The organism is Butyrivibrio sp. NC2002, from assembly GCF_000702265.1.
GTDB lineage: Bacteria > Bacillota > Clostridia > Lachnospirales > Lachnospiraceae > Butyrivibrio.
Genome location: NZ_KL370881.1, coordinates 136,529 through 151,667, shown reverse-complemented (window position 1 = coordinate 151,667; position 15,139 = coordinate 136,529). Strand labels below are relative to the sequence as shown.

10 protein-coding genes are annotated in these 15,139 nt (G+C 40.9%); 4 read left to right on the top strand and 6 right to left on the bottom strand.

All coding sequences use genetic code 11. The annotated features are described in order from the left end of the window. Positions 1 to 5: 5 nt before the first annotated feature. The gene (locus tag T543_RS11690; protein ID WP_051638747.1) at positions 6 to 1,634 is read right to left on the bottom strand and encodes a L,D-transpeptidase family protein; all 1,629 of its coding nucleotides are present in this window, start codon (positions 1,632 to 1,634) and stop codon (positions 6 to 8) included. 148 nt (positions 1,635 to 1,782) lie between these two features. Between T543_RS11690 and T543_RS11685 the strand changes: the two genes are divergently transcribed. Together T543_RS11685 and T543_RS11680 are read left to right on the top strand one after the other, a co-directional pair. Further along, the gene (locus tag T543_RS11685; protein ID WP_051638746.1) at positions 1,783 to 3,864 is read left to right on the top strand and encodes a TaqI-like C-terminal specificity domain-containing protein; all 2,082 of its coding nucleotides are present in this window, start codon (positions 1,783 to 1,785) and stop codon (positions 3,862 to 3,864) included. A gap of 98 nt (positions 3,865 to 3,962) precedes the next feature. Next, positions 3,963 to 5,174, top strand: a complete 1,212-nt coding sequence (locus tag T543_RS11680; RefSeq protein ID WP_035768715.1) for a PAS domain-containing sensor histidine kinase — start codon at positions 3,963 to 3,965, stop codon at positions 5,172 to 5,174. A 102-nt stretch (positions 5,175 to 5,276) separates the two neighbouring features. On the opposite strand, the gene T543_RS11675 is transcribed toward T543_RS11680, so the two are convergent. Beyond that, positions 5,277 to 5,870: a YgjV family protein gene (locus T543_RS11675; RefSeq protein WP_035768713.1), complete on the bottom strand. Its 594-nt coding sequence runs from the start codon at positions 5,868 to 5,870 to the stop codon at positions 5,277 to 5,279. A 154-nt stretch (positions 5,871 to 6,024) separates the two neighbouring features. Between T543_RS11675 and T543_RS11670 the strand changes: the two genes are divergently transcribed. Beyond that, complete coding sequence (locus T543_RS11670) at positions 6,025 to 6,900, top strand: ROK family protein (protein WP_035768712.1); 876 nt, start codon at positions 6,025 to 6,027, stop codon at positions 6,898 to 6,900. 120 nt (positions 6,901 to 7,020) lie between these two features. Here the strand turns inward: T543_RS11670 and T543_RS11665 are convergent, their stop codons facing one another. Then, complete coding sequence (locus tag T543_RS11665; protein ID WP_035768711.1) at positions 7,021 to 10,074, bottom strand: hypothetical protein; 3,054 nt, start codon at positions 10,072 to 10,074, stop codon at positions 7,021 to 7,023. Between the two features lie 50 nt (positions 10,075 to 10,124). Further along, on the bottom strand, positions 10,125 to 12,248 hold the full coding sequence (locus tag T543_RS11660) for an efflux RND transporter permease subunit (protein WP_035768710.1): 2,124 nt from the start codon (positions 12,246 to 12,248) through the stop codon (positions 10,125 to 10,127). 199 nt (positions 12,249 to 12,447) lie between these two features. On the opposite strand from T543_RS11660, the gene T543_RS11655 reads away from it, so the two are divergent. Next, positions 12,448 to 13,047 carry a TetR/AcrR family transcriptional regulator gene (locus tag T543_RS11655; protein ID WP_035768703.1) on the top strand — a complete coding sequence of 200 codons (600 nt, stop codon included), beginning with the start codon at positions 12,448 to 12,450 and terminating at the stop codon, positions 13,045 to 13,047. 202 nt (positions 13,048 to 13,249) lie between these two features. On the opposite strand, the gene T543_RS15385 is transcribed toward T543_RS11655, so the two are convergent. Beyond that, a complete protein-coding gene (locus tag T543_RS15385; RefSeq protein WP_051638745.1) occupies positions 13,250 to 13,768 on the bottom strand; it encodes a hypothetical protein in 519 nt (172 codons plus the stop codon). 84 nt (positions 13,769 to 13,852) lie between these two features. Continuing rightward, positions 13,853 to 15,034, bottom strand: coding sequence for an acetyl-CoA C-acetyltransferase (locus T543_RS11645; RefSeq protein ID WP_035768702.1), 1,182 nt, complete (start codon positions 15,032 to 15,034; stop codon positions 13,853 to 13,855). Positions 15,035 to 15,139: the final 105 nt, after the last annotated feature.

Sequence of the window (15,139 nt, the reverse complement as noted above, 5' to 3'; positions counted from 1 at the left end):
ACTATTTATTCACCCGTTCCTGTTTCCGGATTTATCTCGGGATTTGTTTCACTCCCGTTCTGCGCAGCAGCCTCCTGTCCTTCTTCTAAAGGAACCTCTTCGGCACTCCCCGGCAAAGTCTCAATTGCCTCAGGAGCAACCAGGCCATCATCCTGCGGAACTATCTGCTGCGTGCCTTCAAGACCTCCCTCAGGAGTCTCATCTATATTTTCTCCAGGCACCTGTTCGGGAATTCTTGGAACTGTTTCTCCGCCGTATACAAGTACCGCCTCGCCCTTTGAAATAATATCAAAAATTGAAGCCGCCTTATCTACAGGAAGATTTATACATCCATGCGAACCGCTTGTAATGTAGAGCTCACCGCCAAACTCCGAACGCCAGCTTGCATCATGCATTCCCACATTGCCATTAAAAGGCATCCAGTATTTAACAGGTGATGAATAATTTTCTCCAACAAGGGTTGCATCTCTTTCCTTATAGGTTATCCCGTAGGTTCCTGTTGGTGTGGGAGTTCTTTTATTTACGCATCCTGAAACAAAATCAGATTCCTCTGCAACCATTCCGTCCACATATACCCACAGATGCTGCTCTGTGAGATTTATCTCAACGTAATTCTCACCCCAGTCGTTATCTCCGTACACTGCTGCTTTTCCGAAGTATACCGGCGTTCTCGTCACTTTATCACCGTTTATGATGGCATCACACAGTTCTTTTGTCTCTGTGCTTCTATCCATCCACCATCCGTAATCTCCGCCTGTTATCTCAATTGTTTCACCACTATGCGTGGTCAAAGTCCTGTTTTTACCAAAAGAATCATATTTTCTTGCAATGGAATTGACGAATTCCCTTACAAGCGTCTGATCAAGGTTAACCTCCGTGCCTGATATATTGCACATGTTCTTAATTTGTGTGCCGTCAACAACAATGGTGTCATCGCCAAACTCATAAGTTATCCTTGCGGTGCAGAACTTGTTGAGATTATTGCATAACTCTATAAGCTGAGGATCGCCCTCTTTTATTTCAGCCTCCTCATAGCACTCATCCGGAAGAATGAGATCTGTATCCAGTACATCAAGAGCATCACATATTGAAGAAAGTACTTTCTCTTCTTTTGGGGCAGTTCCGGGGTCTTCCGGTACGATATAAAATCCATTCTCCCCAACTTCATCGGAGATGTAGGCATCTACCGGTTCCTTTATCATATCCTTATCAAAAACCGGCATCTCTTCTACTCTTTTTTTGACCACATCCTCGGGATACGAAACTATAGTTTCTGTAGTAATATATGTGTCTTTAAAAAGATAAGAAGGCCACAGAAAAGGATTTTGTTCTCTTAGTGCAACTACGAACTGGTCTCCCGACAAAAGCCTCAGTCCTATCTCTTTAGCAGTTATTTCTTCTGTTATCCCGCCTCTTGCAGAAATGCTCAGTCTGTAATCATCAAGACCAGACGAAACTTCTTTTTCTATTTCCGAGGCAGTCATATTGAACGCATCTATCTCATTTACATAAGTATTAAACAGAAAGTGTCCGGTAAAATACAGCGCCACCGCAAGATATATGACAAGCGCAAGCGACAATACAACCAGCAAAGGAATCATTGTTCCGGATTTTTTGCTCACATCTTTTTTCATAATAGTTTTAAAAAGCCCCTCTTTTATAGTTCTCTTCTAAAAAATATCTATGTAGACTATAGTAACAGAAATTTACAAATATACCATATCTTAATTGTGATACAATAAATATTGATTTACCTTTAAGTATTCTCATGGAAGGAGTTATATGTATACTCTGACAGAATTATGTAAGGAACTATCCATATCTACCGCTACAGGCAGGAACTGGGTAAAACTAAAAAAGCTGATTCCTCAGGGAAAAAGAGGAGCTGCCTACAATTTCTCAGATGAATATGTAGAAAACTTAAAGAAAAGTCTGCAAAAAGACAGCACGCTTTTAAAAAGCAGACGCAACAAGAGTTTTGCATCCGGTAATTTCCTGTACCGTTCGTATGTTTCAGATAAATCAGTCAATATAAAAGCGGCAGAAGAATTGCTGTCAGCTTATTCGGAAATACTAAAAAATATCGAAAATGAAAACTGCAGTGATCAGTTTAATAATGCTGAGGAGACTTTGCTCAGAGCTCTGCTTGCCAGCTCCGCGATCACTTTACTTCTAGGGCCTGATAATGAAAATCCCAAATCTGATGAGCCTGCCTTGATAAGATATTTAAAGGGCGATCTGGATATAGATGAATACTCGCCTTTTATTGACGATATTTTGGGCGATAAGAGCTTATTCAGTGACCTTTTTGGCAAATACCCGCTTCCATCCATTCGCTTTATCTACGAGCCGGGAGAGGATATTTTAGGGCTGTTATATATCTCGCTAAAAATGGTTGATCAAAGAAAAAGAACAGGCGCTTACTATACTCCTAATAAAGTCATCAAACGGCTGCTTGGTCATTTATTCGAGGCATCCCTTCTATCATGCGGTCTTGAAAAAACAATACTGGATCCATGCTGTGGAACAGGAAACTTCTTGTTGCAGCTTCCTCCCGGGATCCCACGTGAAAATATATATGGAATAGACATAGACGAGATCAGCGTTTACATTACCAGAATAAATCTCGCAATGAAATATGGCAGCCCCGACTACGAATTTTTCAAGGAGCATATAAAAATTCAGGATTTTCTGTGTGAAAATATAAGCAGAAAATATGATATCATTCTCGGAAATCCGCCATGGGGAGGACGTTTTTCAGATTCACAGCAGTTATTTTTGTCTCAAAACTTTGAGTCCGGAGGGGCAAATAATATAGAATCCTTTGACGTCTTTACTGAAAAGGCTGTGGAAAGCCTTACTGAAGACGGTCTGTTATCTTATGTGCTGCCAGAGTCAATACTAAATGTCAGGTCACATACAGCCATAAGAAATTATGTTTTGAAAAACACCACCCTCTCTCACCTTGAATACCTCGGTGAAGTGTTTGACCATGTACAATGCCCATCCATTATCCTGCAGCTAAAAAAAAGGTCAGGTTCGGATGGAAATGACATAGATGAATTTGTCCTAAAGAGTCCTAAGGTTTTTGAGGATGGTCGCACCTATACCATCAGAGAAAAAAGGAAGATAAATGCCGAAATCTTCGATTTCCTGATGCCTGATGAAGAATATAAGCTTCTTAGCAAAATGGATATGGTCCCCGAAAAAAAGACGCTTCTTGGTAACGGTATTTTTGCATTGGGAATAGTCACAGGCTCCAACAAAGACATGCTGAAAAAAAGGAAAAGTCCCCTCAACGAGGTGATACTTAAGGGCGCAGATATTTACAAATATGCATTTAGCGTCCCAAAATGCTACATAGCTTTCGACAGAAACAAATGCCAGCAATGTGCTCCCACCGAATACTACAGAGCAAAGGAAAAGCTCCTTTACAGATTTATCGGGAACAGACTTGTATTTTCTTACGATGACAAGCAGACTCTGTCGCTAAACAGTTGTAACATACTGATACCTCAGATTGAGGGACTCAGCACAAAATATATCCTTGCCATATTAAACTGCAGAGCCACAGAATTTTATTACCGAAAAAAGTTCCGCTCAGTAAAGGTATTAAGATCTCATCTTGAGAGCCTTCCGATACCTTATGCTGATGAAGAGATGCAAAATAAAATAATAAGCATAGTCGATGATATTATTGCCATAGCAGATAAGAATAAAAAAAGCACAGACGACAAAGAAGCCATTGCCAAAATGTATGAAGAACTTGACCAACTATGTGCTTCTTTATTCTCCCTTAACCGGGATGAGTACGATCTGATAAAAGCGGAATTTGAAAACGATAATACTTTTCTTCCTAATTAAATTAAATGGCTCGACAAACATAAATCTATGCTATAATGATAATATTCACACGTAGTTAACCCTCATTTATTCAATTTTCTTATTGAGAGGATCGGACAATGGCAAACAACACAGATGAAAACGAAGTAGTACAAGCCAAAAAAGAAAACAAGCTAAAAAGCTTTTCTCTTGAGGGGCGTCTCGACCTTTTATTTGACAAGATTGTAAACACCACGCAGGACTGCCTTTTCTGGAAAGATACCGAAAGGCGTTTTGTCGGTGTAAATCAGGCATTTCTGGATTTTTATGGTTTTGACTCAGTGAATGCAGTTCTTGGAAAAACCGACGAAGAAATGAACTGGCATCCCGACCCTGTTCCTTTCATGGAGGATGAGCTTCGTGTTTTGCAGGGTGAAAGCACTCATAACGTCCACGGTCAGTGTATTGTAAAAGGTGAAGTGCGCGAGATCGTAGCTTCCAAGACCCCTATATATGACAAAGGGGAAATAATAGGTTTTGTCGGCTCCTTTATGGACGTGACTGATGAAGCCAAAAGAATGGAAAAAATCGAACGTCTAATCCGTCTAAATGACAGGCTTCTTGAAAACGAGAAGATGGCAAACCGCAGAATGAGCGAATTTTTGTCCCGAATGAGTAATGAAATCAAAAATCCCATGAATGCTATCGCTTCTCTTTCTTATCTTGGCATGAACCAGGATAACCCCGAAATGCTCAGATCAGAAATGAGAAAAATCTACACCTCCAGTAATTATCTGGCTCGTCTGATGTCAGATCTTCTCGATATCGACAAGATAGACGGAGGCAACTTAAATCTTTCTCCCATGGATACGTCTCTTGATGAGGTAGTTGACGGGGTTGAAACCATAACCAAAGCTCTTGCCTCGGAAAAAAATATTACAGTCAACATAGATCGTGCATATCGCGGAAACCCGCAAATCATATGTGACCTTGGCAGAACGCAGCAGATGCTCATAAATCTCACGACTAACGCTGTGAAATTCAGCGAACGAGATTCACAGATAAGCATAACCGTTCAGTCCATAAAGAAAAATCACTCCTATAAGATCACATTCATCGTAGAAGATGAAGGCTGCGGCATGAGCACTTCATTTATGCCAAGCCTGTTTCGGCCATTTGCCCAGGAAAAGCGCAACCCCAGCAAATACGGAACAGGTACAGGACTAGGTCTTGCTGTAGCAAAACGCCTCGCCTGCCTCATGAAAGGCGATATTACAGCTGAGAGTGAAGAAGGAATGGGCAGTACGTTTACCGCAACTATTCTGCTAGAACAATCATCACTTATGATCTAAATTAGTACTTGCACCGCAAGTCGAAAACGAGGATTCTGCAAATACAAATGCAAAATCCTCGTTTATCATTTATGTCGTCTTATATAAAAATCCTAAGGATCATTAAAGAACCTTCTCGTAATAGTCATCCTTTTTCACAAATCCCATCTTGTTAAGATACTCTTTGTGATGTTCATCGGAACCGGTAAAAATCAATTTATCAATGCCTGCAGCTGCAAGCTTTGACATAAGGAAGGTCCCTATTGAAAAATCTCTGTATTCAGGAATTGAATAGTCAAGCTCTATATCAAGATCGTTTCCGTTTAATTTGCCAAGCATAATTCCAACAGGTTTGCCGTTTTGACATACAACATATCCCCGATCTGCATCGCTAAATTCTGTAGATATGTTCGGAAAGCATTTCTTAATATCATCAGTATATGTATCAATAACATATCGTAAGAGTTTGTCCTTGCTGTCAACCTCTACAAAATCATAGTTTTTTTCAGTATTGGACATTTTGATAAGATAATACAGGTTAATAAGCACAAGGCATATATTCATGATCGCAGTCGGATAGGAATGGATGATAAATGCATAAACAGTAAATATCGTACTTCCTATAGTATTGACAATTCTGAGCTTGAATACAGATGCCATGAGAAATGAAACCAGCACCAATGCCGAACCTATGTATCCAATCATTTCAATCATCATAGTCACTTTTCTCCTTTTTCATTTTTTCATAATAGAATTCCTGAACGTTTTTTCCATTTTTTTGCGTTCAAGAAGTTATAAATTTATGATATATTATACATGGTAAAAATGGTAGTAAGTTTCTAAATTCTTTATTTATTTTTGGGAGGTAGTTATGATTTATGGCTCACTAGAAGCCGGCGGAACCAAAATGGTCTGCGCGATCGGTGACGAAAACGGAAAAATCTTTGAACAGGTAAAGTTTCCCACTCTTACACCTGAGGAAACAATGCCTCAGATTTTTGATTATTTCAAAAGCAAAAATGTACAGGCACTCGGTATTGCATGCTTTGGTCCTATCGATTTAAGAAAAGATTCCAAAGACTACGGCAGCATCACATCAACACCCAAGAAGGGTTGGTCAGGCTATAACATAGTAAAAGCTGCCAAGGAAGCTCTTAATGTTCCTATCGGTTTCGATACTGATGTTAACGGCTCACTTCTTGGAGAGATCACTTATGGATGTGCCAAGGGTCTTACAGATGCAATTTATCTTACAATCGGAACAGGCGTTGGCGGCGGTGTTATGTCTAACGGCAAGCTCCTTCACGGAATGCTTCATCCGGAACTTGGACATATCAGAATGCCCCTTCTTAAGAACGATCCCGGCAAGAGCATCTGTCCTTTCCACGACAACTGCCTTGAAGGTCTGACAAGCGGTCCTTCACTTGCAGCACGTTGGGGCAAAACAGCTGATCTTCTTGTAGATAACAAGGAAGTATGGGAAATCGAGGCAACATATATCGGAACAGCTCTTGCTTCTTATGTGCTTACCTTAAGCCCTCAGAAGATCATTCTTGGCGGCGGTGTTATGCACCAGGAGCAGCTCTTCCCTCTTATCAGAGAGAAGTTTAAGGAAGCCTTGAACGGCTATGTTGTAACAGAAGAGATGGATCATCTCGAGGATTATATCGTTCCTGCAAGTCTCAATGACGATCAGGGTATCCTCGGTGCCTTAAAGCTTGCAATTGATGCTTACGCAGAAAAATAATATAAGCATAAAATGCGTGATACAAATGTGCGTCGCAAGACGCACAATAAAAAACCGGATTTCGATTTTTCGAAACCCGGTTTTCTAATTTAATTATTTTTCCCTACTTAGTGCAAGGTATTAATCCTCATCAGTTGAAATGCCTTCTGTGCGAATGATGAACTGAACTGAGCTGGGCTCATCGTCGTTAGCACCTGAGAATGTCTTGAAGCTCTGAGATGCTTCATCAACAGCCTTAAGTCTGTCTGTTACTGAAAGGAGGTCATCATCGACAGTAGATGTAAGCTTCTGGATACCATCTTCATCGAACTCGATCATACCGTCTGCAAGTTTTCTTGCTCCATCATCAAGCTCTGTAACACCATCTGAAAGTTCATTTGTTCCATCGTAGAGTTTTCCTGCACCATCATCGAGCTCAACAGTACCGTCGCTAAGCTTTGTAGCGCCTTCTGAAAGCTCATGTGCACCATCTGCAAGCTTGCTTGCGCCATCTTTAAGTGCTCCGCTGTTGCTATCAAGAACGTTTGCTCCATCCTTAAGCTTTGAAGTGCCATCTGCCAAAGTGCCGATGCCTGAATTGAGCTGTTTGCCGCCCTTATAGAGCTTTCCAAGACCTGTTTCAAGATCGTCTGCTCCTTTTGCAATCTGACCTGCTCCTTGTGCAATATCCTTAAGTCCGCCCTGGCCTGTTCCGTTATAGATCGTATCAAATATCTTCTCTGCACTTCCAAGAGTAAGATATGTCATGTAAATCTGTGTAGCTGCTGAATATGCTTCGCCGGCCATCTGTGCGCTGACAGGGTTTGTTGAATATATAGCTTTTGATGCATTTTCAAGAGCTCTTCCATAATATTTTGCTGCAAGAGCAATATTCAGATTTCCATCGGGTGCTGGATCACCAGCATCAGCATAATTTGCGAAAACATACTGTTCCTTCTGTGCAAAACTTCTTTTTGCCATAAAGCAATCTGCTACAATCGTATAGCATACTGCATTGGTTGCATTCTGATCCTTAGACAGCGCATTTTCTATATCAGTCTGCATGGTCAGAACCTTGGAAGCCTTGGCATATACGCCATCCCAATAGGTCTTGTCATAGTTTGTAAGGCCGTAAATTGCCTGCCATCCTGCATCTTGTGCATACTCATCAACTCCGCTTACGCTCTCGGCTGATGAACCAAGTGTTGCTGCATCTCCTTCTGCGGGAGCATCTGTAACTGCTTCTTCATTTGAGCCATCTTCTGCAGATGTATCAGCTGCAGCATCTGTGCTCTCCTCAGAAGAGCTGTCTGCCTGCTCTGTGCTTTCCTCAGAAGAATCACTGCTGCTATCAGCATTATCTGAAGAACTCTCATCTGTATTTTCTACAGGTGTTTCATCTGTGTTCTGGTCAGAACTCTGCTCACCTGAATTATCTGTGTTCTGGTCAGAGCTCTGCTCACCTGAATTATCAGCATTCTGATCGCTGCCAGGTTCTGAAGAAGGATCATTTGCTTCTTCACTTCCGTTTGCAGGATCCTCTGCGTTCTCCGGGATCTGTTCCTCATTATTTTCTTCTACTTCAGGCTCTTCCTCAGCTTCTGCTTTCTTCTTACTATCTTTTTCTTCACTCTCATCTTCACCTTCTGTAGGAATCTGTGAACTAAGTTCAGTAAGCTTTTGTGAAACTTCTGCTATAAGCGCTGCCATTTCAGCATCCTGGTCTGCGCCACTGCTATTTTTTGTTACTGTTGTTCCACTCTGCATAGCTTCAACTGCTTTGATTATATCTCCATAAGCTGTGCCGAATGTGTTCTTTGCAAGTGTAGCAGCTGACAGATTTGTTGATATGCCGTTTGAAAGTGTACCAATACCGTCATTTAACTGATCTGCGCCATCTGATAGTTTTTTAGCACCATCCTTTGCGGATTTGATTCCTGTTGTAAGAGTCTTTGATCCGCTTGATAGCTTGCCTACGCCATCATCAAGAGTTGTTGTGCCTGATGCAAGCTGAGCAACACCATCTGTATAAGTAACAATACCATTGCTAAGAGTACTTGCACCGTCTGAGAGCTGACCACTGCCGTTTGCAAGCTCGCCTGCTCCGTCACGAAGCTTTCCTGTACCATCCTTAAGATCTGATACGCCGTCTGTTAATTCCTTGGTGCCATCCTTAAGCTTTCCTGTACCGTCTGAGAGTTTTCCTGAGCCGTCAACAAGCTGAGTTGAAGCATCTGAGAGCTCATCCATATCATCATTTAATGTATCAACCTTGTCTGAATTGTAGATCTTATCAAGACCAAGGTCTGATACTACGTTTGCACTTGCCATTGAAACAGTCATGGGAAGCTCGAAATTTTCCACATTTGCAGTTATTTCCACATAATCGGGAATATCAACTTCGTCCGGATCTATGTCGTTTTCCTCAAGCTTTTCATCATCAATCTTAAGAGATTTCTTAAGTCCGGGCATTGCAACACCTACGATCACATAGTTGTTAGCGTCTGAAATAATCTTACCTTTGGAAACCTTAACATTTGAAAACTTTGTGTTATCAAGCATTGTTCCTGAAATCATTGTAAAAGGAACATCTACTTCTGTGTCCTCTCCGTCGATCTTTACTGTCTCTTTAAGAGTATTGGTATAATCGAAGCGAATAGAAACATTACCGCTCTTTCCGGCGATCTCCTCAGGTGTCATCTCTTTACCATCAAGTGTATAGGTAACCTTTACTCCGATCGGAAGTTCATTTGTAGGAGTTCCCTGATAGTAAATATCAGAGCCTTCTGCATTCCATGTTACTGTTCCGTCACCGTTATCTGTATATGACTCATCACCCTTAACATTTACGATATCCTTAAGGCTTGTTGTATCTGTGATAGTGTCGCTACCATCTGAATTTTTAAGCCAGTTACTAACAACAACATCATTTACATCGCCCTTGGCATCTGTCATTACATAAACAGTTTCTTCTTTTCCACTGTCTGATTCCTGTTTTGAGCCTGTGTAAGCAGCTTTGGTCATTGTATCTACAAGTTCCTCTGCTGTTTCATCTTCTTTTGTCTCTTCTTGAGTTTTTTCTGTATCTGTTGTTTCTTCCTTATTGCCCCACAGACCACAACCTGTCATGGATGTGCATGCAAGCGCAAATGCAGTGAATACGGATGTAGCTTTTAATAAATTCTTCTTATACATACAATCATTCCCCTTTTCTATATCTAAATAAGTTTAGCTTCTCATTAGCATTAAATGGCTTTTGCCATTACAACCTTCTGCTTTTTTCTTTCCTTGTCCATCTCTATGCACTGTCTCATTCCCCAGGTTGTGCGGATAATAAGGCCATCAAAAATCATGTACATCGAAGGAAGCACCAGAATAACAACTATCATACTTATAATTGCTCCTCTGGCCATCAAAAAGCAAAGTGAACCGATCATATCAACACTTGATACAAGTCCTACACCGAAGGTCGCAGCAAAGAAGCTGAGCGCACTTACGATTACAGACTTCATACTTGTTGAAAGGGCAATCCTTGTTGCCTGTTTTTTGCTTTCACCGTTTTTCCTCTCAAGGCAATAACGTGTTGTCATAAGGATAGCATAGTCAACTGTCGCACCAAGCTGTATAGTTCCTATTACTACAGATGAAATAAACGGTATTACAGTTCCTGTGTATCCGGGGATACCCATGTTGATGAAAATAGCAAACTCAATAACTGCAACTAATATAAAAGGAAGTGATATTGACTTCATTACAAAAGCAATTATAAGGAATACGCATCCTATGGAAACAACACTTACTGTCTTAAAATCCTTATCGGTTATAGTTATAAGATCCTTTGTACAAGGCGCTTCACCAACAACCATTGCATTTTCATCATAACTCTTTACTATTGAATTTACTTCATCAATCTGAGCATTAACTTCATCAGATGCTGTCTTATACTCACTCGTCAGCATCATCATCTGATACTGGTCACTTGAAAGTTCATTCTTAAGATCCTCGGGAATAAGTTCACTTGGAAGTGACGGTCCGATAAGTGATTCAAGACCGAGGACTGCATCTATTCCCTTTACATCTTTCAGATCCTTTACCATAGCCTGCATTGTTGCTTTTTCCATGTCTGCATCTGTAAGGATCATGTAGGTTGTATTTGTCTCAAAGTTTTTCTCAAGTTCTTTCATCGCCTGTCTGCTGGGGAGGTGATCCGGAAGCGTCTCTGAGAGGTCATAATAAACTGCTGTGTGATTGTAACCCCATATAGCAATTGGAAGCAGGCACAGGAAGACCATTCCAAATACAACAGCATGCTTTGATATCCATCTTGGAATCTTTACAAACTCAGGCATAAGCGGTTTATGCTTTGTTTTTTCAATCACATTGTCACAGATAAGGATCATTGAAGGCAATACGGTTACACAGCTTACTACGCCGAAGATAACACCTTTTGCCATTACTATTCCAAGATCAAGACCTATTCTAAAGCTCATGAAGCAAAGAGCAACGAAGCCGGCAATTGTTGTTATAGAACTTCCGAGAACCGATTGGAAAGTAGCTGAAATCGCTTCTGCCATTGCCTCTTTTTTATCATCTCTTCCGCTCTTTTCAAGCTGTTCCTGATAGCTGTGCCAGAGGAAGATCGAGTAATCCAGCGTTACTCCGAGCTGAAGTACCGCACTTAAAGATTTTGTAAGGAACGATATCTCGCCAAGGAAAATATTGGTTCCCATATTAAACATTATCGCTATTCCTATACTTGCAAGGAAGAAGAAAGGAATAAGGTAGGAATCCATTGAAAGTGAAAGAACAATTACTGCAAGCAGTACTGCCATTCCTACATATATAGGTGTTTCTTTTTCTGTAAGGTTCTTGGTATCAAGAACTATTGCAGCCATACCTGAAAGGAAGCATTTCTCATCTGCAATCTTACGGATATTGGTGATCGCTTCCATTGTTCCGTCACCGGATGTCGTATCATCAAAAATGATAAACATCAGCTGTGTGTCGCCTTTTCCCAAAGCTTCGACTACTTCATCCGGAAGCATCTCCTTCGGGATTGTGTAATCCATAAACGTGTCATACCAGATGACTTTTTTTACATGTTCAACTTCTGATATGTCAGCCTTAAGCTTCGCGATATCCTTATCAGCCATTCCCTCTACAACGAACAGTGAATAAGCACCTGTTCCGAACTGATCCATGAGGATGTCCTGTCCCTTCATTGTTTCAATCTCACCGGGCAGGTACGAAAGAATATCATAATTAACTTTTGTCTCTGCAAATCCCGCAAAGCACGGAACCATCAGCGCAAGGCTGGCAATCAGTATAATGAATCTAAGTTTTACTATTGCCCTCGATAAAGTTTTCATAACACTTTCCTCACTTAATATTTTTTAAAATGACCACTAGTCATTTTTTACACTTTATGTTATACTCCAAAAGTGACCGATGGTCAATCTTTTTTTTTGAAAAAATATCAGGACATAGAAATAATGAGATAAATACTTGCATTCAGGATATTTTTTCCAAAATAATATAAATATGTAATTGCCAAAGTGAGGAAATATTATGGGCAAATTGGATATCAACAAAAAACTAAAAAGAGACTCTCTGTTAAACACCTCCTTCGAATTGTTTACTTCCCAGGGGATCAACCAGACTTCCATTTCGGACATAGTTAAAAAGGCCGGTGTTGCCAAGGGAACATTCTATTTATATTTCAAGGACAAATATGATATAAGGAACAGACTGATAGCCAGGAAATCCAGCCAGCTTTTCGGAAAAGCATACGCTGCCCTGATGCATGAACATGTTTCCAGCGTTGAAGACAAGGTTGTGTTTATGGTAAAACATATCCTCTCTGAGCTAAGCAGAGATCCCAAGCTCATAGCTTTGATATATAAGGATCTTAGCTGGGCTCTCTTTAAAGAGGCCGTAACAAATTACAGCGACGAAGACGATGAGAACTTCTTATCAATAATCGAGAGCATGTTTGACCATTCAGATGTAAAATACAAAAACCATGAGGTAATGATGTTCCTCATAGTAGAAATGGTCAGCTCCGCAGGCTACAGCTCTATCGTATACAATCAGCCAATGCCTCTTGATGAACTAATGCCTGAACTTGAAACAGCAGTCAGAAGCATTATGAAAACCTACGAAGAATAATTTCCCATTTTCATTTTTTTAATACATGCATATAGAAAAGCCGCGTTGGCAAGACGCGGCTTTTTCAGGTAGGAGATTTCTTATGACTATGTATGTCATTTGTGTTAGTCTTTGCTAACAACGAAATATTAGCATAGGCTAACAGATTGTGCAAGCTTTTTTTAATTTTTCTTTCAAAAAATTGAAAAATGCGATATTTCCATCACAAATCTCCAAAGAATTCGTCTCCTTCAGGCTCGTTATAATCGTCATCATCATCTTCGTCATCGCCATATTCGTCTTCATCATCCTCGTCTTCGTCGTCCTCGCCATCCTCGTCATCTTCATCATAATAGTCTTCGTCGTCTTCGTAATCTTCATCATCTTCATAGTCCTCATCAAAATCATCAGGGTCAAGATAATACTCTTCAAGAAGACCTTCTTCCTCAAGCTTTTCACGAAGCTGACTGTCAAATTCAAGATCATATTGAGAAGGATCTACTCCGGCTTCCTCAAGCATCTCTTTTCTGCCCTCGTAATCTGCGCGCAAAAACTCCTCAAAATCAAGACCTGCGTTACATACAGCTTCGACAAGCTCAGCATCCACATAGACGCAGTAATCCATGTCTTCAGGAAGTTCTTCCTCATTTACATAGGGCATATTTTCAGGAAAAATAGAAAACATTTTTCCATTCTCATCAAAATCCAAAGGACCAAAGCCGTTTTTTAAGTTAACCTTCATAAAAAATCTCCTCAAAATTGTGTTTTGAGCAAATGTCCTCCCCATGTTTTCCACAGGGAGGACAAATTCTACTATTTTAAATAATTACTGTCTTTCAACTATGCAGGCTGCACCCATACCGCCGCCTACGCACAGTGTTGCAAGGCCCTTCTTGGCATCGCGTCTTTGCATCTCGTAAAGAAGCGTTACAAGGATACGGCATCCTGAGCATCCTACAGGATGTCCAAGGGCGATAGCTCCACCATTTACGTTGAGCTTATTTAAATCGAATCCAAGTTCTTTTCCTACTGCTACTGACTGAGCTGCGAAAGCTTCGTTAGCTTCAATGAGGTCAAAATCAGAAATCTGATATCCGGCCTTAGCCATTGTCTTCTTGGTAGCAGCAACAGGACCAATACCCATGATACGGGGCTCAACACCTGCAAGCTCACCGGCGATCCATGTAGCCATAGGCTTGATTCCGAGCTCTTTAGCCTTCTCTTCACTCATAACAACGATAGCCGCAGCGCCATCGTTAATACCTGAAGAGTTGGCAGCTGTTACCATACCGTCCTTCTTAAATGCAGGGCGGAGCTTGGAGATACTCTCCTTTGTTACTCCGGCTCTGGGGCCTTCATCCTTTGCAAAAAGAACTGTGTCCTTCTTAACCTTAACTTCAACAGGAACTATTTCCTCATCAAATTTGCCCTCAGCCTGAGCTCTCTCACACTTCTGCTGACTGTTAGCAGCAAACTCATCAAGCTCATCTCTTGTAAGTCCCCACTGCTCACAGATATTTTCAGCAGTGATACCCATGTGGAATCCGCCGAATGCATCGGTAAGAGCATCTTTGATCATAGTATCAATGAGCTCACCATTGTTCATACGATAACCAAATCTTGCGTTCTGAAGAGCATAAGGAGCACGAGACATATTCTCAGTACCGCCTGCTACGATGATATCAGCATCGCCCATGGAGATAAGCTTTGCAGCAAGGTTTACGCAGTGAAGACCTGAACCGCAAAGTACGTTAATTGTTGTAGCAGGAACTTCTACAGGGATTCCTGCATTAACTGCTGCCTGACGTGCTACGTTCTGACCTGTTCCTGCCTGAATTACGCAGCCCATATATACTTCATCAACCTGCTCAGGCTTAACACCTGAACGCTTTAAAGCTTCCTTAATAACAATTGTTCCTAGATCGGGAGCTGAAATATCCTTTAATGCTCCTCCCATAACACCGATTGCTGTTCTGCATGCACCTGCTAAAACTACCTTACGTGCCATGACACATCCTCCTTTTATTGTTAATTGTCACATTATTATTATTTCCTCATTAAAATGAGGAACAACTAATAAAATTATAGCATAATAAATAGGAACAGTTTACAA